The sequence below is a fragment of the uncultured Bacteroides sp. genome, from assembly GCF_902491285.1.
In the GTDB taxonomy this organism is placed as follows: Bacteria; Bacteroidota; Bacteroidia; order Bacteroidales; family Bacteroidaceae; genus Bacteroides.
This window is the reverse complement of sequence record NZ_CABUHK010000001.1, coordinates 1-25,694: the sequence shown is the minus strand read 5'-3', so window position 1 is coordinate 25,694 and position 25,694 is coordinate 1. Positions and strand designations below refer to the sequence as shown.

At 41.0% G+C, this 25,694-nt stretch carries 18 protein-coding genes, 1 tRNA gene and 1 pseudogene; 13 read left to right on the top strand and 7 right to left on the bottom strand.

The features are described 5' to 3' along the window. Window positions 1-25 precede the first annotated feature (25 nt). Window positions 26-646 carry an HAD family phosphatase gene (locus tag RDN93_RS00100; protein ID WP_308743751.1) on the bottom strand — a complete coding sequence of 207 codons (621 nt, stop codon included), beginning with the start codon at window positions 644-646 and terminating at the stop codon, window positions 26-28. Between the two features lie 256 nt (window positions 647-902). Here RDN93_RS00100 and RDN93_RS00095 point away from each other — a divergent pair, with 256 nt between their 5' ends. The 3 genes from RDN93_RS00095 to RDN93_RS00085 all read left to right on the top strand — a co-directional run bounded on the left by RDN93_RS00095 (window position 903) and on the right by RDN93_RS00085 (window position 5,534). Then, window positions 903-1,991: a tetratricopeptide repeat protein gene (locus tag RDN93_RS00095; RefSeq protein WP_308743750.1), complete on the top strand. Its 1,089-nt coding sequence runs from the start codon at window positions 903-905 to the stop codon at window positions 1,989-1,991. Between the two features lie 141 nt (window positions 1,992-2,132). Further along, window positions 2,133-5,258: a DUF2723 domain-containing protein gene (locus RDN93_RS00090; RefSeq protein WP_308743749.1), complete on the top strand. Its 3,126-nt coding sequence runs from the start codon at window positions 2,133-2,135 to the stop codon at window positions 5,256-5,258. Window positions 5,259-5,285: 27 nt separating this feature from the next. Next, complete coding sequence (locus RDN93_RS00085; protein WP_308743748.1) at window positions 5,286-5,534, top strand: DUF3098 domain-containing protein; 249 nt, start codon at window positions 5,286-5,288, stop codon at window positions 5,532-5,534. Here the strand turns inward: RDN93_RS00085 and RDN93_RS00080 are convergent, their stop codons facing one another. Beyond that, window positions 5,535-6,710 carry a sugar MFS transporter gene (locus tag RDN93_RS00080; RefSeq protein ID WP_308743747.1) on the bottom strand — a complete coding sequence of 392 codons (1,176 nt, stop codon included), beginning with the start codon at window positions 6,708-6,710 and terminating at the stop codon, window positions 5,535-5,537. Window positions 6,711-7,003: 293 nt separating this feature from the next. Between RDN93_RS00080 and RDN93_RS00075 the strand changes: the two are divergent. The 9 genes and pseudogenes from RDN93_RS00075 (at window position 7,004) to RDN93_RS00035 (ending at window position 16,262) form a co-directional block, all read left to right on the top strand. Then, a pseudogene (locus RDN93_RS00075) lies at window positions 7,004-7,816 on the top strand (MBL fold metallo-hydrolase). A gap of 120 nt (window positions 7,817-7,936) precedes the next feature. Next, a complete protein-coding gene (locus tag RDN93_RS00070) occupies window positions 7,937-8,671 on the top strand; it encodes a hypothetical protein (RefSeq protein WP_308743746.1) in 735 nt (244 codons plus the stop codon). Then, window positions 8,671-9,096 carry a hypothetical protein gene (locus tag RDN93_RS00065; RefSeq protein WP_308743745.1) on the top strand — a complete coding sequence of 142 codons (426 nt, stop codon included), beginning with the start codon at window positions 8,671-8,673 and terminating at the stop codon, window positions 9,094-9,096. Before RDN93_RS00070 ends, RDN93_RS00065 begins: the two co-directional genes overlap by 1 nt. A gap of 183 nt (window positions 9,097-9,279) precedes the next feature. Continuing rightward, complete coding sequence (locus RDN93_RS00060; RefSeq protein ID WP_308743744.1) at window positions 9,280-10,431, top strand: aldo/keto reductase; 1,152 nt, start codon at window positions 9,280-9,282, stop codon at window positions 10,429-10,431. A gap of 35 nt (window positions 10,432-10,466) precedes the next feature. Then, window positions 10,467-11,975, top strand: coding sequence for a 4Fe-4S dicluster domain-containing protein (locus RDN93_RS00055; protein WP_308743743.1), 1,509 nt, complete (start codon window positions 10,467-10,469; stop codon window positions 11,973-11,975). A 22-nt stretch (window positions 11,976-11,997) separates the two neighbouring features. Then, window positions 11,998-13,401, top strand: a complete 1,404-nt coding sequence (locus RDN93_RS00050; RefSeq protein WP_308743742.1) for an aldo/keto reductase — start codon at window positions 11,998-12,000, stop codon at window positions 13,399-13,401. Next, the gene (locus tag RDN93_RS00045) at window positions 13,401-13,835 is read left to right on the top strand and encodes a DUF1893 domain-containing protein (RefSeq protein ID WP_308743741.1); all 435 of its coding nucleotides are present in this window, start codon (window positions 13,401-13,403) and stop codon (window positions 13,833-13,835) included. Before RDN93_RS00050 ends, RDN93_RS00045 begins: the two co-directional genes overlap by 1 nt. Before the next feature lie 12 nt (window positions 13,836-13,847). Then, window positions 13,848-15,737 carry a TonB-dependent receptor gene (locus RDN93_RS00040; protein WP_308743740.1) on the top strand — a complete coding sequence of 630 codons (1,890 nt, stop codon included), beginning with the start codon at window positions 13,848-13,850 and terminating at the stop codon, window positions 15,735-15,737. Between the two features lie 12 nt (window positions 15,738-15,749). Further along, window positions 15,750-16,262, top strand: a complete 513-nt coding sequence (locus RDN93_RS00035) for an ECF transporter S component (protein WP_308743739.1) — start codon at window positions 15,750-15,752, stop codon at window positions 16,260-16,262. On the opposite strand, the gene RDN93_RS00030 is transcribed toward RDN93_RS00035, so the two are convergent. From RDN93_RS00030 to RDN93_RS00010, 5 genes are all read right to left on the bottom strand, one after another. Further along, on the bottom strand, window positions 16,263-20,261 hold the full coding sequence (locus RDN93_RS00030) for a two-component regulator propeller domain-containing protein (protein WP_308743738.1): 3,999 nt from the start codon (window positions 20,259-20,261) through the stop codon (window positions 16,263-16,265). A 225-nt stretch (window positions 20,262-20,486) separates the two neighbouring features. Continuing rightward, the gene (locus RDN93_RS00025) at window positions 20,487-21,668 is read right to left on the bottom strand and encodes an ABC transporter permease (RefSeq protein ID WP_308743737.1); all 1,182 of its coding nucleotides are present in this window, start codon (window positions 21,666-21,668) and stop codon (window positions 20,487-20,489) included. Continuing rightward, on the bottom strand, window positions 21,652-22,836 hold the full coding sequence (locus RDN93_RS00020; RefSeq protein WP_308743735.1) for an ABC transporter permease: 1,185 nt from the start codon (window positions 22,834-22,836) through the stop codon (window positions 21,652-21,654). Before RDN93_RS00020 ends, RDN93_RS00025 begins: the two co-directional genes overlap by 17 nt. Before the next feature lie 25 nt (window positions 22,837-22,861). Continuing rightward, window positions 22,862-23,848, bottom strand: coding sequence for an efflux RND transporter periplasmic adaptor subunit (locus RDN93_RS00015; protein WP_308743734.1), 987 nt, complete (start codon window positions 23,846-23,848; stop codon window positions 22,862-22,864). 6 nt (window positions 23,849-23,854) lie between these two features. After that, a complete protein-coding gene (locus RDN93_RS00010; protein WP_308743733.1) occupies window positions 23,855-25,267 on the bottom strand; it encodes a TolC family protein in 1,413 nt (470 codons plus the stop codon). 204 nt (window positions 25,268-25,471) lie between these two features. Between RDN93_RS00010 and RDN93_RS00005 the strand changes: the two genes are divergently transcribed. Next, a tRNA-Gly gene (locus tag RDN93_RS00005) sits at window positions 25,472-25,544 on the top strand. The last annotated feature ends 150 nt before the right edge of the window (window positions 25,545-25,694 follow it).

The window sequence follows — 25,694 nt, the reverse complement described above, 5'->3', positions numbered from 1 at the left end:
GCGAATGTGATATGAACGGCAATAATTACCTATTTAATATGGTTGTCAGTTCTTCCCGCCAGTCTGTCCCATTTTCCGGTTGGAAGGTCTCGAATCCCAATTCTTTCCCCATGTGGATATTTGAGGCTCCATCATCTATAAATAAAGTTTCGGAAGGTATAATATTACAGTCGTTTATCATAAAATCGAAAATCTCCGGTGCAGGCTTTGTATGACCTATCTGATAAGACAAATACAACTTATCGCAATAATCGTTTAATGGGCGCTTTCTTGAAGAAAAATCCGGGCTACATGCCCATGACATGACAAAAGGATTGGTATTACTAAGAATATATATATGATAGGACTTCCGTAATTCCAAAATATAATCAAGCTTGCACAAATCCACTTCGTTGAAGAAGCCCAGCCATGCTTGCTTCGTTTCTTCCATAGTAAGTTCACGTCCACATAAATCTCCCAATTGCTTTCTGAATTCATCTGCACTAAGTTTTCCTTCTTCCAATTCCTGAAAGATTCCGGTTTGGTGATATTTATCCAAACGGGTATCCGCATCCTCCAATCCCAGTTTGATAAATGCTTGAACCGCTTTATCACGGCTAATGTCTACAATAACTCCACCAAAATCGAATACAATGTTCTTAATCATGATATATAAATTATTTCTTGTTTGCCACAAAGATACGGCTTATCTTCCTAATTAACTGCTTGCTGTTCCTTGATATTTATCAAAAAAGTATAGAAAGTAAACTGGTATATTACACAAGCTTATTTCTCCATATGCAATTATTTTCATACCATATCAGGATTAGAGTTTGCTAAAAGAAGGAAGAAATATTCGCTACTCTAACAATAATCTTATAAATTTGTCGCATATTTGTATGTAGAGATTTAAAATTGAGACTATGAGTAATCTTCGAATTTTATTGTATGTTTTTGTCCTTTCTCTAGCTGCCTGTCATCCTGAGGGGACTAATGTGAAACAAGGATTAGACAAAGCTGCTCAATTAATAGAGCAAGACCCGGACACTGCATCCATTATCCTTGAGACTATTCAAATGAAGCAAATGAATGAAGCGCAGTTTGCAGAGTATAATCTGCTATGCACTCAATTGAACGAAGACAAAAATATTCCTCACTCATCTGATAGCCAAATCCGCCAAGCCGTATCATATTACGAACAATATGGAGATGAATATCAGAAATTGAGGGCTTATTATTATCTGGCATGTGTAGAAAGTGATTTGAATCAGGAAAAAGACGCTGAAATTCATTTCAAAGAAGCAATAAAACTTGCTGCACAAACAGAAGAATATGAACAGATGAGTAAAATCTGCAAAAGATGTAGCCTTTACTATCAGAAATATGGAAACTTTGACGAAGCGCTGGAAATGGAAAGAAAAGCGTACGCCAGCCAATTGATGTTGATTGATAGTAAAGACCGTTCTACCGTGGTTCTATCTTCCGCTTTAGGATTGTTCGGAGTCATGTCCCTCTTGCTTGGATTACTTTGGAGAAAACATCTGTCTGTACATTCGCAACTGGACACCATTAAAGAGGAAATGCAGAAGAAAGATGCCGAATCGGATAAACTGGCATTGCAATGTAACTATCTCGAAGAAAAATACCAATCTCTTCAACAGCATATCTATGAAGATTCTCCGGTTGTTTCAAAAGTCCGTCAGTTGAAGGCACGAACAGCCTTATCATCCAAAATACCTTCCTTTTCCGAGAAAGACTGGACAGAATTGTTACGACTTCAAGAAAGTGTTTACGGGCTTGTATCTAAATTGAAAGAGTTAAGTCCTAAACTTACGGAAGAAGATTTAAGAGTATGTGCCTTTTTAAGAGAAGGAGTTCAGCCTGCCTGCTTTGCCGATTTAATGAAACTGACTGTTGAAACTCTGACCCGAAGAATTTCCAGAATAAAAACAGAGAAACTAATGTTGGTAAACTCCAAAGAATCACTGGAAGATATTGTAAAATCATTATAGTCTGTACTTGTCTGTAAATATCGCTGATGTGTGATTGAATATCAGCGAATTATGGATTTTCTCCGTCCGTATCCGTCCGGTAAAAAATGCCTTTTTTACATCTCTGTCCTATAACTTTGCAAACAAAAAAGTTATAGAACAATGAGCAACTTATTATTTAAGAAATGGAACGATTTTGGTGGGTGGATGGTCTTTCTGATAGCAGTTTTTGTATATGGAATGACGATTGAGCCTACTGCCAGTTTTTGGGATTGTCCCGAGTTTATTTCGTGTGTAGAGAAGTTACAGGTAGGGCATCCTCCGGGTGCACCTTTTTATATGCTTATCGGAAATCTGTTCACTCAATTTGCTTCTGATGCTTCGCAGGTATCTTGGTTGGTCAATTTCCTGAACGCATTATTAAGTGCAGGTTGTATTTTATTTCTTTTTTGGAGTATCACCCGTTTAGTAAAGTCTTTGATAATAAATGATAAGCAGGACTTATCGACAACGGACGTTATCATCATTTTGGGTTCGGGGGCTGTCGGAGCTTTGGCATATACATTCAGTGACACATTCTGGTTCAGTGCGGTAGAAGGAGAGGTCTATGCTTTCTCTTCTTTTCTTACGGCACTCGTGTTTTGGATGATTCTTCGCTGGCAGGATGAATCGGATTCGGTGTATGGTGACCGGTGGCTTATCCTGATAGCTTATGTCATCGGACTTTCTATCGGAGTGCATTTGCTTAATCTGCTCTGCATTCCGGCTATTGTTCTGGTTTTCTATTATCAGAAGTATCGGGTAATATCACTTCAAGGAGTAATTGCCTCAATTGTCATATCAGGACTTCTTATCGTATTCATCCTTTTTGTTTATATCCCGGGCATGGCTGATATAGGAGGTTGGTTCGAACTGCTTTTTGTCAACGCGTTCGGATTTCCTTTCCACACAGGATTACTCATCTTTTTAGCTTTAACATTCTTCGTGCTGACAGGAGCCATTTACCGTTTTCGAAAGCGTGTAGTACATACTTCTTTATGGTGTTTGCTTATGCTTACCGTAGGTTATACCACTTATGCAGTGATACTGATTCGTGCCAATGCCAATACTCCGCTTAATGAAAATGCACCGGACAATATCTTTACACTCAAAAGTTATCTCAATCGTGAGCAATACGAAAGCGCTCCTCTGCTTTATGGTAAAACTTATGCTTCCGAACCGGAATATGTGCCCGAAGGTGACTATTACAGAGTAAAAACGACCAAGGGGAGTGCTGTATATCGCCCGGATAAAGAGGAAGGCAAATATAAAATAATCCGGTATAAAGAAGATGTATGTTATACTCAGAATATGTTGTTTCCCCGTATGTGGAATGAGCGGATGGCTTCTTCTTACAAAAATTGGACTGGAGGAAACGAAGCTGCTCCTACACAAAAAGAAAACCTGACTTATTTCATTACCTATCAGCTCAATTATATGTATTGGCGTTATTTCTTGTGGAATTTTGTAGGACGGCAAAATGATGTGCAGGGAAGTGGTGAACCGGAACATGGAAATTGGATAACGGGAATCTCCTGGCTGGATAATTTTAGATTAGGCGACCAAAGCTTGTTACCGGAGTCCCTGCGTCAGAATAAGGGACACAATGTATTCTACGGAATCCCCTTATTACTGGGATTGTTCGGAATCTATTGGCAATGGAACTGCAGCAAGAAAGGCAAACAGCAGTTTAGTGTACTATTCTTCCTTTTCTTTATGACAGGGCTGGCTATTGTGCTTTACTTGAACCAAACTCCCGGTCAGCCACGCGAACGGGACTATGCATACGCCGGTTCATTCTATGCTTTTGCTATTTGGATAGGGATAGGCGCGGCAGGATTATGTAATGCACTTCGCCGAAAAACAACTTCGACAGTGCAAGTTGGCGTATCAATGACGATTTGTTTATTGGTTCCGGTGCAGATGGCAAGCCAGACGTGGGACGACCATGACCGGAGTGCCCGTTTTACCTGCCGCGACTTTGGGGCTAACTATCTGATGACTCTTCCCGATAAAGGAAATCCGATTATCTTTTGTAACGGGGATAATGATACTTTTCCACTATGGTATAATCAGGACACAGAAGAGGTGCGCAGGGATGCCCGTGTCTGCAACCTGAGTTACGCGCAGACCGACTGGTATATTTATCAGCAGCAATGTCCGTTATATGATGCTCCCGGACTGCCTATAAGTTGGAATAAAAAACAGTATCAGGAAGGCCAAAACGAATATGTAGCCGTACGCCCGAAGTTGAAAAGACAGATAGAGGAACTGTACCGGAAGCATCCGGAAGAAGCCCGTAGCAGTTTCGGAGAAGACCCGTTTGAAGTGAAAAACATCTTGAAATATTGGGTATTCTCAGAAAAAGAGGAATTTCATGTAATCCCTACGGATACGATAAATATCCGTGTAGACAAAGAGGCGGTACTCCGTTCGGGAATCATGCTTCCCAAAGCAATCCGTCATTTGAAAGATGAAGAACTAAGAGCGGCGATACCGGATAAACTTTGTATCCCTTTAAAAGATGTGCGTATGCTGACTAAAGTCGATTTACTTATGTTGGAAATGCTTGCCAACTGTAATTGGGAACGTCCGCTTTACCTTGCAATCTCCGTAGGGAGTATCAGTAAACTGAAGTTTGACAATTACTTCGTACAGGAAGGATTAGCGTTCCGCTTTACTCCTTTTGATTATAAGAAGTGGGGAGATGCCGATGAGAACAGGCCATATGCAGTAGATGTGGAGAAGCTTTATGACAATGTAATGAACAGATATAAATATGGTGGGCTGGATACTCCCAGACTTTATCTGGATGAAACAACTTTGCGTACATGCTGGTATCATCGCAGACTTTTCGCGCAACTCGCCAAAGAACTGATAATACAAGGAGACAAAGTGCGTGCAAAGAAAGTACTCGCCTATGCGGAACAGACTATTCCGGCATATAGTGTTCCCGAGACACATGAAAGCGGGTCATATGACATAGCATCAGCCTATGCCGCATTAGGTGAAAAAATAAAAGCGATAACCCTGGCAGAACATCTGATAGCCGAAGCGGAAGATTATATTAACTGGGCTTTCTCATTAAGAGGAAGCCGTATGGAAATGGTTCGCAATGATTGCCTCTATAAATTCTGGCAATGGAATCAATATAATGAACTCCTGAAAAAGATAGACGAAGAGAAATACAAAGGAAGTAGCCAACGGCTTGAAGATAAATACGCACTATTTACTCCTATTACAAATTAATTACAAAAACTAAAACGAAAGAAAAATATGAAATCAAAAATAATGAAACAAAAAGAGACAGAAACAGTATTCAGCAGAAGAAATTACATGATTCAGCTAATCGGTTCGGTGGTGATTATTGTAGGATATCTGCTCATGAGCGGCGAGGGGAGTACCCCTGCCGCCTACAACCCTGATATATTCAGCGGATTGCGTATAAAGGCAGCTCCCGTAGTATGTCTGGCAGGATATCTGATGAATATATTCGGTATCCTGTACCGACCCAACCGGAGTTGATTATTTCAATGTTTTCCATGCGTACATCATCACCACAATGAATGAAAGTAGCGGAACAATGAATGAAAAAGACATTGAACTTTGATCGGCTACATATCCCATTAGCAAGGGGCCGACAGCCCCGCCAATGGGAGACATCATTAAATAGGAAGATGCACGCTTGGTATGATTACCTAGTCCCCGCAATGAAAGTGCAAAAATAGTAGGGAACATGATTGCCTCGAAAGCGTAACCCAAGAAAAGAGCTATCAGGGATATAATCCCCAGATTCAGTACTATCAAGGAACTTGTTACGACCGTGCCGACAGCACAAAAGAACAACACTTTCTCCGCCCGTATCTTCCGCATCACCCAGCTACCGGCAAATCGTCCGCACATAAATAATCCCAGACCACCAAATGAAAGGACTACGGAAGCGTCACGGGCATTCATCCAGCCGTCATCTACTACGTAATTAATAAAGAAACTATTGATAGAGATTTCCGCAATTTCATAACAGAATAAAGCCACGATACCGAAAATGAAAAACTTATGCGACCATAACCCACGCGCTTGTCCTTGATTATCTGTATCTTCTTCATGGACAATCTCCGGCAGACGGACTTTAGAAAAGACTAAAGCGACTGTCAGGACAAGAATTCCCATTAATGTATATGGTAATGAGATATTCGAATTCCCTTCTTCCGAGAACAATAATAAACCGCCTACAAGCGGCCCGCAGATACAGCCTAATCCGTTAAATGATTGTGCAAGGTTTAATCGGCTGGCGGCAGTTTCCCGTTCACCCAATTCCGTCATATAAGGATTGGCGGCTGTCTCCAAAAATACCAGACCGCAGGCAATGACAAACAGGGAGAAAAGAAAGAACTGAAACGACATCCAATATTCGCCGGGAATAAAAAGCAGCGAACCGGCACCATAGAGCAACAAACCGAATACTACTCCTTTACGATAGCCATATTTATTGATAAACAGCCCGGCAGGAATAGCCATGACGAAATATCCCAAATAAAACATAACTTGCACCCATGCCGAATGAGTACGGCTTATATTCATCACATCTTGGAAATGCTTGTTCAACACATCTAAAATAGCATGTGCAAATCCCCATAGAAAGAAAAGGGAAGTGACCAGAATAAAAGGAATCTGATATTCCTTCTTAACTAATTTCTGCATAGTGAGTTTATTAAAAAAAGAGCGTTCTTTGCTTCCGGGGCACAAAGATAGGCAAAATGATGATAAGATGTTCCTATCAGGATATTGCTTTTACAAAAAAAGAAGGAACAGGTCTGATTCCCAACATCAGCTACAAGATTTATTTCTAAACAACTATTCTTTGTACAAATAGGCTGGCACTAACATTCAACGCGTTTCAGTAATTATGGTATAATAATCTGTAATATATATACTACCCACTTTTCTAAATTCCTGTATATTTGCTGCGTGGAATAATTTAGCTACTTAATTATATGCGTATTATATTCAAGAAATTCAGAGCACGTATGATCTAGGATGTATATTAGTTATAATAGCGTTGTTGGCTATGTCAGTCTTTATTTTTATCAACCAGCCCAACTTTGGTCGGACGCCCCGTAGCGAACGGCTGGAAAGAGTACTAAAATCTCCCAATTACAGGAACGGAACATTTCAGAATCAGCATGAGACGAAATTAATGACTTCGGACAGAGGACGTTTCGAAGGTATTTGGGAATTTTTTTCAGAAAGATAGACGGGCTGCGCCCCGACCAGCCTGTCAAGGTAATAAAGACTGACTTACGGAAGATAGACCGTGATAAGAAAGTATTAGTTTGGTTCGGGCATTCTTCTTATCTCATTCAGACGAGCGGAAAGCGGGTATTGGTCGATCCCGTATTTTGCATGGCTTCTCCTGTTTCTTTCGTCAATAAGCCATTCAAAGGAACAGATGTTTACCAGCCGGAAGATATGCCGGATATTGATTATCTGATAATCAGCCACGACCATTGGGAACATTTGAATGACAACACAGTCAAGAAGTTAAAAGACCGGATTGGAATAGTGATTTGCCCGTTAGGTGTCGGCGAGCATTTCGAGTACTGGGAATTCGATAAAGAGGGTATCAGTATATGGCACAGGCTGCAAGGGATTTGAAGGCTAAAAGAGTTTTAACCGTACATCATTCTAAATATGCGTTGGCAAAACATCGTTGGGATGAGCCGTTGAAGAATGAGGAGGATATGAGAATCAAGGATTCCTTGGATGTGCTGACACCGGAGATTGGTGAAGTAGTAACTTTGCAATGAAAGAAAGTTAAATCTGACTTCATTACATATTATTTACACAGTAAATCGTTTATTTTCAGGGGAAAAGGATAAATTTGCGAAGGAATATTTTTCAATACAAATTCACTAAAACTTTTGATTATGAAACAATTTTATTCATTATTAGTTGTGTTGATAGCTTTGTGCCTACAAAGTTGCCAAAACAATCTGAACCTTCCATCACCAGCTAGCCGGAATTATCAGCAAGATGTTGCAGTCTTGAATGATTTTGTGGATATTAACAAGACTACTCACGAGTATTATGTCAATCCAAACAAGAAAAGTTCTGCACTTTCTTACTTGACTAATACGGATGCAGAAGAACTTAATGCTATAAATCCTGTAAATCTGAATAGTTTCAAACAGAATATCAATCAAATAAACAGTATGTCCGGACAATTGATATCTTCTCATGGCGTAGATTACATTGTTATGATTACTGAAAGTGATATTTTTATCAGCCAGATAAAAGTAAACTCACCTATCCAACTAAAGAGAAAATTATCTGATAATCGTATGAATCGTTCTATAATAGCAACATGTAACATAACGAACTATAAAGAACAGTTTTATGTCAATTCGAGTGATTGTATAGAGACAGCAATTGAATTATATCCCCAATCTTATAAAAATGCTGCGTGGGCATTTCTTGTCACTTGTAAGGTTGGATATAATGGCAATAAGGAATTGGCTAACGTATTGTTTTGTGGTGTAGGTTTTCACATTAGTCCAAGTTTTGAGTGGTCCGCAAATCAAGGAAACAATGTAGACTGGCATTTTGAGGTGACAAACATAAATGGAGATACTCATATCGCAAACCTTAATTATCTACACTAATGAAAAAAAATATTTTTATAGTTTTGGTAACTCTGATTCTTGCATCCGGTTGCGTTGAGAAAACAGGATATTATTCTGATGGAGAAGAAGACACTATATCCTTGATATGCGATAATACATGGGCGAGTGAGAAAACTGTTGATGATGAAGGAATCACCCATCATGGCATATATAACTTTAAGAAAGACGGTACGTACTCTAGAAAGTTAATAGCAACTGATAAAGACGGGCAGGAGAAAGAAAACAGTATCACTGACCGATGGACTTTTTATGACCCGAGTTCCAAAACAATATACTTTGGTGATGACCATTATTGGGATATAGAAAAACTTACTCCCCAAAAGTTTGCAGTTTATGACCGATGGGGAGAATATGGCCAATTACATATGTCAAGGGAATATATGGAACTTACACCTTTAAAGTAGTCCTACAACAAGATAATTATTATAAAGCTGCCTGTCAACATCAACTAGTTGTATTGACAGGCAGCTTTATGTTAAAAAAATAGAATCTGTAATTTTGGTATAACATTCGGTAATATGTATACTTGATAACCAAATCAATCTACCTAAATTTGCATCGGTAAAAAAGTATAAAATTCAATTCTGATGGAGTATCGTATATTAGGACGGACAGGACTTTCGGTTAGTGTCATTGCACTGGGTTGCGAAGGGTTCATGAATAAAAGTGAGAAGCAAGTATGCAAAGAAATAGCATTTGCTATCAGCAAAGGAATCAACTTTATAGATATTTACTCTTCCAATCCGGATTTGCGCAGCAATATCGGAACAGCTTTAATAGGGCACCGCGAGCAGTTTATTATTCAGGGACATTTATGTTCTACGTGGGAGGACGGGCAGTATCTGCGTACTCGGGACGTAGACAAGACAATCGCTGCCTTTGATGACCAGCTTCTCCGGTTGAAAACGGATTATCTGGATATCGGTATGATTCATTATGTAGATAGTGAAAGTGATTTTAATGAAGTGTTCAACGGTCCGATTTTACAACTGGCTCTTCGCTGGAAAGAAGAGGGAAAGATACGCCATATCGGGTTAAGCAGCCATAATCCTACCGTTGCCAGACTTGCTGCGGAAAGCGGAAAGATTGACGTATTGATGTTTTCCATCAATCCTTGTTATGATTTGCAGCCTGCAAGTGAAAATGTGGACGATCTATGGGCGGATGAAAACTATGCGCACTCCTTGCACAACATAGACCCGGAAAGGGAAAGGCTTTATGAACTTTGCGAACAGAACGGAATAGGAATCGATGTAATGAAAGTATATGGCGGCGGTGACTTGTTGAGCGAAGCCAATTCTCCTTTTGAAAAAGCGTTCACACCCATACAATGTATAGAATATGCACTGACACGTCCCGGAGTAGCGGCTGTCATGATAGGTTGCAAAACTTGTGAAGAAATGCAGGCTGCCTTGGATTGGTGTGACGCAACAAAAGAAGAAAAAGATTATACCTGTGTGATGACAGGTATGGAGAAGTTTACGTGGGAAGGCCACTGTATGTATTGCGGACACTGTGCCCCCTGTTCGGTAGGCATAGATATAGCCAGCGTCAATAAATACTATAATCTGACCGTCGCACAACAAGGCTTTGTGCCGGAAACTGTCCGCGAACATTATAAAGTTCTTACTCATCATGCTTCGGAATGCATTCGTTGTGGAAAATGTGAGAAAAACTGCCCATTCGGCGTAGACATCATAGGGCATATGCAAAAGGCTTCGGAAAGATTCGGATATTGAAATATAACTACTATAATTTGAAAATTAATAAGTTTATGTTGCGTACTATCAGACTTATAACCGCCATTGTGTGTTTTACGCTTATTACCCTGTTGTTTCTTGACTTTACGGGGATATTGCACACATGGTTCGGATGGCTGGCGAAAATTCAATTTCTGCCGGCCCTATTAGCCTTGAACATAGGTGTTGTCTTATTTTTAGTTGTGCTTACATTTCTTTTGGGACGTGTATATTGCTCTGTTATTTGTCCGTTGGGAGTATTTCAGGATATTATTTCCTGGGTGGCGGGCAAGCAAAAGAAGAATCGGTTCCTCTATTCGCCGGCAAAGAAATGGTTGCGATATAGTGTTTTAGGAATATTCATCATTATGATGGTTGCAGGGCTGAATTCTTTGGCTATTCTGATAGCCCCTTATAGCGCATATGGGCGGATAGCTTCCAATCTCTTTGCACCGATTTGGCAATGGGGGAACAATTTGTTGGCATATTTTGCCGAGCGAATGGACAGTTATGCCCTTTATGAGGTAGATGTCTGGATAAAAAGTCTTTCTACGCTGATTATCGCTGTGGTCACTTTTATAGCCCTTGGTATTTTAGCATGGCGTAACGGACGTACATATTGCAATACTATTTGCCCCGTGGGGACTGTGTTGGGATTCATTTCTAAATATGCGATATTCAAGCCCGTGATTGATACCTCCAAATGCAATAGTTGTGGTTTATGTGCCCGCAATTGCAAAGCATCATGTATTAATTCAAAAGAACATGAGATTGATTACAGTAGGTGTGTAGCTTGCATGGATTGCCTGGATAAATGTAAGCATGGAGCTATCAAGTACACAAGAAGGACTTCGCTGAAGAATGTATCTGCAACAGAAGCAGTAAAAACACAGACCGTTACTGCCGAACAGGTAGACAATACCCGCCGTAATTTTCTTTCAGCATCGGCAATCTTTGCAACGGCTTCCGTCCTGAAAGCTCAAGAGAAGAAAGTGGACGGAGGATTGGCTGCCATTGAGGATAAGAAAATTCCCAATCGCGAAAATCCTGTTTATCCTCCAGGGGCACTGAGTGCCCGTAATTTCACCCAACATTGCACCGCTTGCCAGTTGTGTGTTTCCGTATGCCCTAATCAAGTGCTACGTCCTTCGGATAATCTGATGACTTTGATGCAACCAGAAATGTCTTATGAACGCGGATATTGCCGTCCCGAATGTACCAAATGCTCGGAAGTTTGTCCGGCCGGTGCCATTCACCCAATTACTACAGCCGACAAATCGGCGACTCAGATCGGCCATGCCATTTGGATAAAAGAAAACTGCGTACCATTGACAGATGGTGTGGAGTGTGGTAACTGTGCCCGTCATTGCCCGACAGGAGCCATTCAAATGGTGTCCTCCGAATCTGAAGAACTGGACTCACCAAAGATTCCGGTAGTAAACATTGAAAAATGTATCGGTTGTGGAGCTTGTGAGAATCTTTGTCCGTCCCGTCCGTTCAGTGCCATTTACGTGACCGGACATCAAATGCACCGAGTTATTTGATTTAATAAATCAGTATAAGATTATGGAAGAAAAGAATAAGAAAGACATAAACAGAAGAGATTTTATTAAAATCGTAGGTATCAGCGCAGCTACATCAACCGGCTTACTGTACGGATGTTCTTCAAAAAGCAACTCAGCTTCAAGCAGTGCCACGGGAGAAAGAGAGATACCTACAGATAAAATGACTTACCGGACATCTCCGACTACCGGTGACCGCGTTTCACTTTTAGGATACGGCTGTATGCGTTGGCCGCTCAAACCGGCCCCGGACGGCAATGGTGAAGTGATTGACCAGGATGCTGTAAATGGATTGGTCGATTATGCTATTGCTCACGGAGTGAACTATTTCGATACATCTCCCGCTTATGTACAAGGCTTTTCCGAGAGAGCAACGGGCATTGCATTGAGCCGCCATCCCCGCGATAAATACTTCATCGCTACCAAACTGTCTAATTTTGCCCCGGATACATGGTCGCGCGAAACATCACTCCGAATGTATCATAAGTCATTCGCCGACCTTCAGGTCGACTACATCGACTATATGCTGCTTCATGGTATTGGTATGGGTGGAATGGACGCTCTTAAAGGACGGTATTTGGATAACGGCATGCTTGACTTCCTGATAAAAGAACGTGAAGCAGGACGTATCCGTAATCTCGGATTTTCTTATCACGGCGATATAGAAGTATATGATTATCTGCTCTCACGACATGATGAAATCAAATGGGACTTTGTGCAGATACAGCTCAACTATGTAGACTGGAAACATGCGAAAGAAACGAATGCACGAAATACGGATGCTGAATATCTATATGGTGAGCTGAACAAGAGAGGGATTCCCGCTATCATCATGGAACCACTTTTAGGCGGACGTTTATCCAAACTGAACGACAACCTGGTGGCACGGCTCAAACAACGTCGCCCCGAAAACAGCGTTGCTTCCTGGGCTTTCCGTTTTGCCGGCTCATTCCCGGATATACTGACAGTATTGAGCGGCATGACTTATATGGAGCATCTGCAAGATAATCTCCGTACCTATTCTCCATTGGAACCACTGACCGATGAAGAAATGGATTTCCTCGAAGAAACAGCACAGTTGATGCTAAAATATCCGACCATTCCTTGTAATGACTGCAAGTATTGCATGCCTTGCCCGTATGGACTGGATATTCCGGCAGTTCTCCTGCACTATAACCGTTGCGTCAACGAAGGTAATGTGCCCAGTAACGGGCAAGATGAAAATTATGCGAAAGCCCGCCGCGCATTTCTCGTTGGTTACGACCGCAGCGTGCCGAAACTTCGCCAGGCAAGCCATTGTATCGGATGCAACCAGTGTGTGTCGCATTGTCCGCAAAACATTGATATACCGAAAGAACTGCATAGAATTGACCAATTTGTCGAACAACTGAAACAAGGAACCTTATAATGGAAGAATTAATAGACTTATTGCATAGCGGCGGATATTCTTGCGTGATTGCCAACAAGGGAAAGATACGCACTTTCACCCAACGCGGAGTAGCTGACTTATACGATTTGCTGACTCAGGAGCCGGAATTTCTTAAAGGAGCCCTGATTGCTGATAAAGTGGTTGGGAAAGGAGCTGCTGCACTCATGATTTCAGGCGGTATAAAAGAGCTATATACAGATGTTGTCAGTTCAAACGCAATGAATCTGTTTCAGACATCAGACGTAAAGGTCAGCTTTGCACAGGAAGTACCCTTCATATGGAATCGCGACCATACAGGCTGGTGTCCCGTGGAAACCATGTGCAGTGAAGAGAAATCGGTTGAAGCTATTTTACCGCTGATTCGTGATTTTCTTGAAAGAATCAGAGGTAAGAAGCAAAAAAGAATGGATTAGAAACACGAAATAATGAGAAAGAATGTAACTTGTTTGTTTATGTTGACTAGCCTGCTCTCTGTCTCAGGGATGGCGCAGGACAAAAAAGACAGTGCGCAAGTCCGGAGAGATTATGTTATTGACGAAGTTGTAGTCACAGGAACACGCAATGAGACAGATATACGCCATCTTCCGATGACCATTTCTGTTGTAGGAAGACAACAGATTGAGAAAAGGTATGAGCCTTCTCTATTGCCGTTGTTGACGGAACAAGTTCCGGGATTGTTCACTACCAGCCGTGGCATTATGGGATATGGCGTATCAACCGGAGCAGCGGGCGGTATGAGTCTGCGTGGAATTGGTGGCAGCCCCACGGCAGGATTATTGGTTCTAATTGACGGGCATCCTCAATATATGGGATTAATGGGGCATCCGATAGCTGACGCATATCAATCCATGATGGCGGAAAAGGTAGAAGTTTTGCGCGGACCGGCATCTGTCCTTTATGGTTCGAATGCTATGGGAGGAGTTATCAATATCGTCACCCGCAAGCAACAGGAAGAAGGCGTCAAGACCAATATGCAAGTCGGATACGGCTCATACAACACATTGCAGACTGAATTTTCCAATCGTGTAAAGAAAGGGCGATTCAGTAGTATTATAACCGGCTCTTACAACCGGACGGACGGGCACCGACCCGATATGGAATTTGAACAATACGGTGGATATGCAAAGCTGGGATATGACGTAAGCTCTTTCTGGAAACTATGGGGAGATGTCAATGTCACTCATTTCAATGCTTCTAACCCGGGAACGATTCAAGTTCCGCTTATTGACAATGATTCACGTATTACCCGCGGAATGACTTCGTTTGCACTGGAAAATCATTATAGTAATACTTCAGGAGCATTGAGCTTTTTCTATAATTGGGGACGACATAAGATAAATGACGGTCATCAGGCAGGAAGAGAACCGCAGGCAGCACATTTTAATTCCAAAGACAAGATGCTGGGGGTATCGTGGTATCAGAGTGCGACTTTCTTTGCCGGCAATCGTATTACGGCCGGATTTGATTATCAGCATTTCGGCGGTGAATCGTGGAATAAGGTTCTGGCTACGGGCGAACGTAGACCGGGAGTTGATAAGCAATTAGATGAATTTGCCGGATATATTGATTTCCGACAAGATATAAATAACTGGTTCTCATTGGATGCAGGTATTCGGGTAGACCATCATTCCCACGTGGGCACCGAATGGATACCACAAGGTGGATTAGCCTTTCATCTGCCGAAAAGTGCGGAACTCAAAGCAATGGTCAGCAAAGGATATCGTAATCCTACCATTCGTGAGATGTATATGTTTACTCCTGCCAATCCTGAGTTGGAACCTGAGAAACTGGTTAGTTATGAACTCTCATACTCCCAACACCTGCTAGAGGGAGCATTGTCCTATGGAGTAAACCTTTATTATATCAGTGGTAATAATGTTATTATGAGCAATGGATTGATACCGCCTTTAAATATCAATTCAGGAAAAATAAAAAACTGGGGTATTGAAAGTAACATCAGCTATCATATTAATTCTCATTGGAACATCAATGCTAATTATAGTTGGTTACATATGGAAAATCCGGTTTTGACCGCTCCCGAACATAAACTATATACAGGTGCGGACTATAAATCCGGTCGTTGGAGCATTTCAACAGGATTACAATATGTGAAAGGACTTTATTCTTCTGTTATTAAGGGACGTGAGAAACAAGAAAGTTTTGTCCTATGGAATCTCCGGGGCAATTATCGCGTGTGCCGTTTCGCTGACATCTTTATCAAAGGGGAGAACCTGCTGGCACAACGTTATGAAATAAATATAGGCTACCCTATGCCGAAAGCTACATTTATGGGTGGCATTAACGTGAATTTTTAAAACAATAAAAATATGGAAACAACAACAGTAAAACTCTATTCGCTGGGTTACAGCAATACGAAAACCTATTTGGCAGCCTCGTTATTCGTTATTGGCAACATCCTTTTTCCCCAACTCTTTCATCTCATCCCACAAGGAGGGATAACCTGGCTGCCAATCTACTTCTTTACTTTGGTCGGAGCTTATAAATATGGCTGGAAAGTCGGTCTGCTGACTGCAATCCTTTCGCCTGTTATAAACTCTTTGCTTTTCGGAATGCCAATGCCGGTTGCATTGCCCGCCATCTTATTGAAATCCGTGTTGCTAGCTATTGCTGCCGGATGGGCTGCACAACGTTCGGGACATATTTCCATCCCTCTTTTGGCAGGCGTAGTATTTACATACCAAGCCATAGGAACATTAGGAGAATGGGCATATATTGGCAGCTTCTATAAGGCTGTTCAAGATTTCCGTATCGGTATTCCCGGAATGTGCCTGCAAGTATTCGGTGGTTACTTGTTTATTAAATATCTGATTCGTAAATAACTAACCAACCGCCTCTTCGTCCTCAGATTCATCCTCTCCTATAATAGGAGAGGTGCTTCCCCCTTCTTTAGCATACTTGGTCGGACTCATTTTATAGTATTTCTTGAATACTTCCCGAAAATATTTGCTATCGGAGAAACCGGTCATATCAGATATTTCGCTGACATTATGTTTACCTTCCTTTAAAAGTTCCGCAGCACGTTTCAAACGAATGTTCCGAATAAAAGCCGTAGGATATAGCCCTGTCAATGCTTTCAGTTTACCATAGAAACTCGTCCGGCTCATATTATGCAATTCACAAAGCACATCGACAGTCAGACCTGAATTATCGAGATTATTCTCTATGCTTTTTCTTACATCCGATATAAATTTCCAGTCTAGACTATTAGTACCTTTAGCTGATGGTACCATTGTATCTACTTCCAGATTGGCATATCTGCTACGCAGCAATGCCCGGTTATTCAATAAATTCTTGATGCTTTCTCTCAATATTGTCACATTGAAAGGTTTAATAATATATTCGTCCGCACCAATTGCCAACCCTTCAAGGATATTCTTCTCTTCTCCTAATGCCGTAAGCAGTAATATTGGGATATGTGAAGTCTCAATATCGTTCTTAATAGCGATGCATAGCTCATCGCCCCGCATTTCGGGCATCATGACATCAGAAAGAATAAGTTCCGGCCAGAATTCCTTCACGATAATCAGTGCTTCCTTACCATTGCCGCAGGCTTGCACATTATACGATGGAGAAAGCAGGCTGATCAAGTAAGAACGTAACTCATCATTATCCTCTACGATGAGGATACGCTGTAAGTCCGCGTTATTAGCCGCATTCACAACATACTTAAATGTTCCCGGAGCAGTCAGTTCCGGTGTTTCTATTTTTGATTCAGAAGACGGTTTCAGTCCTGAACTCTGAAGATTCTTATTGTTTATAGGGAAAACGATTTTCACAGTTGTACCTTGATGCTCAACACTCTCCACATTAATTTTGCCACCATGAAGACTAACTAACTTGCCTACTAGCATCAATCCTATGCCACTACCTGTAACCTTTGAGTTAATGGCGTTGCTGGCACGGAAATGGAGTTTGAACAACTTTCCTTGTTCAGTGGAAGGAATACCGATACCCGTATCGTTTATCACCACTTTCCAGGAATCATTCGTATTAGAGACAGAAATGCTGACCTTCCCGTTTTCCGGAGTATATTTTAAAGAGTTCGATATTATATTTTTCAAGATAGAGTCCATTTTATCTTTATCGAACCATACATTCAAAAAATTGAAAGTGCTTTCGTATGTAAAATCTATATGTTTAATGCTGGCATAATTCATAAATGCATCACGCACTTCTTTCATATATGTATTCAACTCATATTCCGAGACACACAACTTGGAAGAATATACATCGGCACGTTGGAAATTGATAAGATTGGACGATAATCGCAAAAGAGAATCGACATTTCTTAACGCGGTCTGTGTACGGATAATGCCAATTTCAGAGAGAGTCTCTTCTTCCATCAGTTCTTCTAAAGGCGCCTTTATCAAAGTAAGCGGAGTACGTATATCATGGGCCGTATTGATAAAAAACTGTGTTTTTTCATCCGATATTTTCTTTTGCTTTCTCAGGTTTATTACACGTATGATAAAAGAAAATCCCCATATTACCAATAAAACATAAAATAGAATAGCCCACCAACTAGACCAAAAGGGCTGTGTGATAATGATTTTCATTGTACGTTCCTCGAAGACGACATCGTGTTCTTCTTTGGATAAGGCACGTATATGAAGCGTATATTTTCCCGGAGGCAAATTGGTGAAACGTATCAGATTATTTACTCCTGGTTGAGTCCATTTTTCATAGAATCCGGCCAGTTTCCAGGAGTAAAGCGTATTCTCGGGAGAATCATAATTAATAGTGGAAACATTGAAAGAGAAAGTATTCTGGTTATGTTTTAGTTTCAATACCTCTGTTCTGTCTATACAATCCTGCAAAGGAGAATCTTTTCCATCCGGAAAAACAGGCTGATAAGATATATGAAAATCACTGAATATCATTCTTGAGAATTTATAATCAGGAAACCTCACGTTCTTCGGAATTTCAATAGCTCCGTCCGTACTGCCAAATACAAAGCTTTTATCTTTGCGCAATGTACCCGAAGCGGCATTAAAATAAGCAGGTAACAATCCTTCTCCTCTAGTCCAGTTATGAAACACTTTTTCTTTTGTAAAAAAGCAAGTGACTCCATTTTCCGTACTCATCATGATGCGTCCGTCCACTTCCGGCAATATCGTAAATATCCTGTTTGAGACCAGTGCGGAATTATCCGTGTAATAATGCTCTAAAGTTTGATTCTTTATATTATAAACAAGTACTCCTGTGCCATTCGTACCAACATAGAGCGATCCGTTTTTTGCTTGATAAAGCGAATTGACATATACTGTTCCTATCCCTGTCTCAATATATTGATATTTACCGGAATTTATATCTAGCAAATACAATCCGGCAGCAGTTCCAATCCACATATGGTCTTTATCGTGTTCCATAATTGAAGTAATAGAAGACACGCCAGGATATAAACGGACATTATTGGTTTCCAAGTCAAAACATTTCAGATTATAGTATCCACCCGACCATATATTTCCCTTTGAATCTTTAATCATATCACGGATATATTTATCCGGACGCATATTAACAGAGGTAATCAGATAAGGGGAGAAGTATTCAACCGACAGGGTATGTTTGTTTATCTTATAAATTCCGGAAGTGTACCCACCTGCCCAGATTACACCGGGAGATACCTCACACAAGGTAATAAATATATGATTTTTATCTTTCAACTGTTTATCAAAGGAACTCAGAAATGAATGCCACTGACCTGTTCGGGAATTAAGAAGACTAATGCCATTACTGGTTCCAAACCATAGGTCGCCATCACTGTCCTCAATTATAGCTTGTACCTGATCATTGATTAATGACTGTTTGTTGCCCATTGAATGTTTTATCCAATGATAGTTCTCATAACGATAATCTATCACTGTGATGCCGGTAGGATAGTTGGCCAGCCATATTCGCTTTTCCTCATCAACAAAAACATAATTGATATTATTGCCATTCATTTCATTATGGCTGTTATAGTTAGCTACAATATAATATTCTATCTTACAGGTGTTTATATCTATTTTACATACTCCCATTCCTTCTGTCGACACTAATAGCTGCGACTCGTCCAACGGGGTGATACAGGTTATATTCACATCACTCAAATCTGCTTCGGGTTTTATTATTTCCTGGGTATTCATGTCATATACAAATATACCTCTCTCGAATGAACCTATATACAGTCTCTTTAATGCCTGATGATAATATAACTCACTGACTTGCACATGAAAATAATCAAGCGTTTCAATAGGAATGATTTCCAGAACACCGTTTTCCAGTTTGGTGTATCGGACACCTGTTTCCGTTGCTATAAAGAAATGATGCTCATCCACTTGTTCTATTGATGTGATATTGCTATGCAACGCATTGGAAAATTGGTGAATCTGGGCATCCTTGATGTTATAAAGCAATATAGAATGTTTGCGGCACAACCAGACGTTATCGTTACGATCCATATAACCATAACTAATAGTCTCCAGGCTATTCGGCATCTTATATACCATTTTGAAATCATCATATTTTGTTTCATACTGGAAGATACGACCTTGTTTGCCTATGACCCACGTTCCTATCTGAGATCCTGTATATACCCATCCCAAGTTAATGGGGGAATCAAACGTATTGTCATCCTTATTTAATTTGTAATGCTTTATATCTTTACCGTTATAACGATCCATCCCTTCATTGGTAAGAAACCACATATATCCCTGAGCATCCTTCTGAATACTGAATATCCTGCGATTACTCAAACCGTTTTCAGTCCCTATATATTTGTATGTTTGTGCAGTAACCCAAATAGGAAAAAAGAAGAGAATATAGATAATGTATTTCATATCAACATTTGTTTTAACTACCTCTAACGATAATCGGGAATAATAGTCAACGAAAATATACAAAATCAATGAAAAGAGCAAAGAAATAGAAGATATTTTCTCTGAAAACTTCCATTTAGAAAGCCTTTTGTACCCAAAGTTGACTATTTATCTAAGGAAGTTGTTTTATCTGAGAAATATTTTTCCATCGTATGCTGAACTACCTTTTTTATTTGTTTGGTTAACTTAATCAGGTTTTGCGCCTAACTTCTTTTTATATACCCATATGCTTAGTATAAAATAAATAGCTGCCTGAATCCATAGAGTAATATATTCCGGTTTTATATCTGCCATACTGGCTCCCATTGAATTCAATTTTACAAAGGCAAGCGTACCAGGAGCAGCCGGCAAAATGTAATGTGCAATTTTCCAATACCAGGGCATTAACTCCATCGGATAAGAAACCCCGGAAAGGAAAATCAAACCGACTGAGAAAAAGGCAATCATAAGTAACGGTGCTTCCGAGTCTGTAAAATACCGGGAAGCTGCCAGTCCTAGAAAGGAAGTAGCTATCAGATAAGGAATCAACAATAATACAATGTACAATCCATTTCCTATATTAGGGATACTGAAGAAGTAGGGGAGTAGCCCCAGCAGAAAGAAAGAAAAAACGGCATAAAGGGCACAATATACGAACGTTTTTCCTGCTACAATACGAACTGCGATTCCCCACCCCAGCCCAAAAGGAGTGTAAGCGCGAATCCCCCTATCGGAATATTCATCTCCGGTCAACATGCCGATGACCATCAGTAAAGTCTGGAAAATGATAATCATCATAACTGCCGGAATCAGATAAGAGCCGTATCCTTCCGTATAATTATAAAGTGCAGTCCCTGCTACATTCACGGGTTTTGCCATAGCCACGGCCAATAATCCCTGAGGCGGAAGAAACACGGCGCCGTCCGGCCGGTATTTATCATTGATAGCCAGCATGACACGTGAGGAAGCCTCTTGCAGAGCTTCAAAATACAGAAAAGCATCGGTCGTTGCATAAAGAGAGAATACAGCTTCATCTCCTCGAAATACCCGTTCTTCAAAATCGTGCGGCAGATAGAGTATTCCTTGTACTTTGTTTTCTTTCATCCATTCTTTTGCTTCGTGATAGTCTATTGCCTGGTTGTAAATTTCCGCCTGAGGTGTAGCATCCAGCCAACGAATAAAATTACGGCTCAATTCACTGTGCGAGTTATCTACTACGGCAACCGGAACATCCGTTACAATATTGGGGGCATACATATAATTATAAAGTAATCCGTACATGAAAATTCCGCCCATCAATACTAACAGAACAGCATAACTGGTACTGATGGCGAGAAATTCACGCCGGATAATGAACGATAGCTGTTGGAATTTATTTAATGTTCTCATATTTATGACTTTCTATTGCTCGTTTTAAATGGGGAAGCAGCGACAAAGCCAGTAGCGGGAAAATACAAAGTACCACCGCTGACGGCCAAAGATGGGTGAATCCGCCACCTTCATAGAGCATTGTTTGTATGATTTCCGTAAAGTGACGTACTGGAAAAAGATAAGAAGCATCTCTTACCAGCGGATACATATTGGTTATCGGAAAAGTAACTCCTGACAAGGTCGCTCCTAAAGAACCGACCATGGAGACGACACTTATAACCAATGATACTGCCGGAAACAATGAGAATATGAACAATCCCAAAGCCTGCGTCGCGATAATAAAGAGAGCAGTCATCATATTCATAAACAGCCAGCTCCCTTGAAAGGGAATATGCAGGATACCGAACATGACATAATTACCCAGCCATCCTATCAGAATATATATAATGGTATAAGGAAGCAGTTTACCTAAAATGGCAGTTACCATATTACCTTTAGCAGTAGCCACCCAATTTGTCGCTGTACGAAACTTGATTTCAATGCCGACTGTATACACGGTAGTCAGCAGAATCAACACCTGAAACAAGACAAAGAAAAAGGGGTGGCTCAGATAAACTGAATAATCCAGGCTTGGATTGTATATCGGATGATTACTGGCCTGTATTGGCAGCAGGAATGTGGTAATCTGTTGCTGTTCTACCCCCAAAGATACAGCTTCCATCACAATAGGCGAAAGAGACACGGGAGCCAATGACGTTTCGAACGCTGCCATCAGTTCACCACCTACCGATAGCAAAGCATAATGATAATAATAGGAGAGGGTAGCGTTCTTTCCGGTGATGGCATCCTGTTCAAATTTCGGGGGGATGGAAAGATAGCCATATATTTCTTTCTTTTGTACGGCTTCACGGGCAGCCGCCTCATTCACATAATGTTTCGTTACTTTAAAAGTCGGTACAGCAGAGATATTCCGGATAATAGTCCGGGAAGTAGCAGTATTATCCAGATCGACAATACCGATAGGGATATTCTCCATCTGTCCGTTACCAAAGATTGTAGCCATAAAGAAGAGAGTAAACAAAGGCAAAATGATACAGACGCCAAAGTAAAGTCGCCGTGAAGTCATTCGCCGCCACTCCCTGAGCAGTACGGAACGAAAAGGTGAATATGTTTGTGATGAATCCATTCTATGATTAATTTTGAAACATCAATTAATTGAGTGTCAATAATACAGACATGCCGGGACGCAAATCGTCTACCTTTTGAGTAGGACGTGCATGAATTTCAAAGGTACGCAAGTCATAACTTCCGGTCTGTTTGGTTGATTTCCAAGTGGCAAAGCTACCTAATGGACTGATATAGTAGATTTTAAATTCAACATTCTTTTTGCCGATGGCAGGTACATCCGCAACAAATGTTTCTCCCATCTTAAATTGCGGCATCAAGTCCTCGCGCACATTGAGGACGACATGTACATCATCCATCACTACCAGGCTCATAATAGGAGTTCCCGGTGCAACCAATTCTCCACGTTTAGGGAAGACAGTTGCGATTTGTCCGTCTTCGGGAGCTGTCAGCCGGGCATCGACCAGTAAAGCGGAGATTTCATCCACCGTACTTCGGGCAGCATCCACCATACTGGCGGCCGATGCTTTATCTTCCTGTTGCGCACCATCCACAGCCATCTGATATTGTTCATAAGCAGCACGTTCGGCTGCGACAGCCGCTTTGTACATCGCCTCCACTTCGTCTTTTCTCTGAGAAGTGATCACGCTATCCTCATATAAAGTAAGGATACGGTTATAGGTTGTTTTTGCAAGACCGAGGTCACTTTTTGTTTTATTCCATAGCTGCAATGCGGTAGCTACAATCTGACGACGTGTTCCTGCATCTATTTTCTTGTTTTGTTGCACGGCTACTTGCTCCAAGGCATTTACTTGTTGATACTTGGCATGTACTTCAGGGCTGTTGATTACGACAAGCGTATCTCCTTGATGTACCCAGTCGCCTTCCTGAACGAAGAATGTATCTATACGTCCGGGAAGTTTTCCGCTAATACGGATTTCTGTTGCTTCCGCTTGCCCTTGGAGGACCATCGGTTGTTTATGCATCAATATGATTCCAAGAGCTGTGAAGATAGCTACAGCTAACATAATAATCACAAAAGCCCATGAAAGGGTTCTACTGGCTAGTTTCATTGTTTGTTACGGTTTAGGTTGATAGTTTACAAATTGTTCCGGTGTGCCACAAAGTGAAAGCAGATTCATTAGTGCCACATCATATTCGTAGTATGCTGCCAGACGGGCCACTTTTACATTGGCAAGCATCGTTTCAGCATCAATAACTTCGGTAGAGGTTGCCATTCCTTCCGCGAAAGATTTCTTTCGGATACGTACAAGTTCTTCACTTAAAGCAATCGTGGCGTTCAGGGCTTTTACATTGTCCTGTGCTTTTTGCAGTTGCGTATAGAGTTTGTCCACCCCTACAGCAAGGTCATCACGGGCTTTCATCTGTCCCAAAGCCAATGTCTGTTGGGTTAACTTCGACTGCCGTATCCTCTTCTCACGGTCTAACCCATCGAAAAGATTCCATGTAAAACCGATGCCTATCATGGTACGTGGCAATAGATTGCTCTGAATACCATGCGAATATAGGGTTTGTTTTCCAAAAAGGGCTATATTCGGCAGATAACCGCTTTGAGCGATCCGCACTTCTTGTTTGGCAATATGCTCTTGCAGTTGCAACTGGTTAAGCGTATAGTTTCCACTACTAACGGATAGGTCGAAAAGCATTTTCGGCGGTAAGGAATCATTCATGAACAGGGGAGAGGTAGGGACGATATTTTCATCCGTATCCTTTTTGTTCAATAATACTTTTAATGCGGCTTGTACCACAGTTTCATCTTTCCGTGCTGCTTCCAGCATCCGTTTGGCTTCGTCCATATTTACTTGGGCAAAAAGTCGTCCCGCTTTGTCTATCATTCCGACAGCTTCCAGCTTCAGAGCGTTCTCATAATGCTTTTGCAGTCCTTTATAAGTTTCCTCTCGAACCGCTACGATTTGCTGTGCCAGACGTAAACCATAATAACTTTCCGCCAATAGGTTTTGTTGAGTTGCGGCAGTCTGCGCACGGCTTTCACGAGCTAGGTCTACCATTGTTCTTCCTATATGAGTTGCACGAAACCGCTTTCCACCGGAAAAGAGTACCCATTCTGCAGATAAATCGACAGTGGTCAGATTGCGTGGAGTGAGAGGAAAAACCAAAGTATTTGCCCCTATCTGGTCCAGAATTGACGAAATAACCTGATCGTCCGGAATAATAGAATGTACAAAATCCTTTGCCGGGTCTGTAAATTGCGATAATGGCTGTTTCACCTCAATTTTCTCTGACATATGTACAAATGCGCCCGAAGATTGAAGACTGGGATACCAAAATGCATTTAATTTGTCACGCTCCGCCTTTGCTATTTCTATTCCTTTATCGGCTATTTTCAGGCTCTGATTCTCTCGTTGGAGCAGGCTCAGTGATTCCTCAAAACTCAATGGAGTTTGCGCATTTATCCCAATAATGGGAAAACACAACGCTAATAATATAAAAAGCGATTTATTTTTTTTCATGCCGGTTAGGTTAAATCTAAAATTGAGACTTTCTAACAGATGAAAGAACAGATTTGTTCATTTCTACAGATAATAATGAAGCGCAAGAATCATTTAAATGTCTACTTCCTCCATTAAAAAAAACAGGAATTTTATTTGAGATATAAAAATTATATTTACCTTTGCAATGCAATTTAAAGGAAGTTCTTTTGAACTGGTAAAAATGCGGTAGTAGCTCAGTTGGTAGAGCATTAGCTTCCCAAGCTAAGGGTCACGAGTTCGAGTCTCGCTTACCGCTCCCTCGAAAATCAGGTAGTTATCTTAAAATGACTACCTGATTTTTGTTTGTAGAATAGGGCCGTTAAACGGTGGTTGAACGGCTCAGTCTGAAAACTTGGGGGATTGCGTTAAAATTCTTATTTTTGCATCATGAAAACATCCTCTTCCC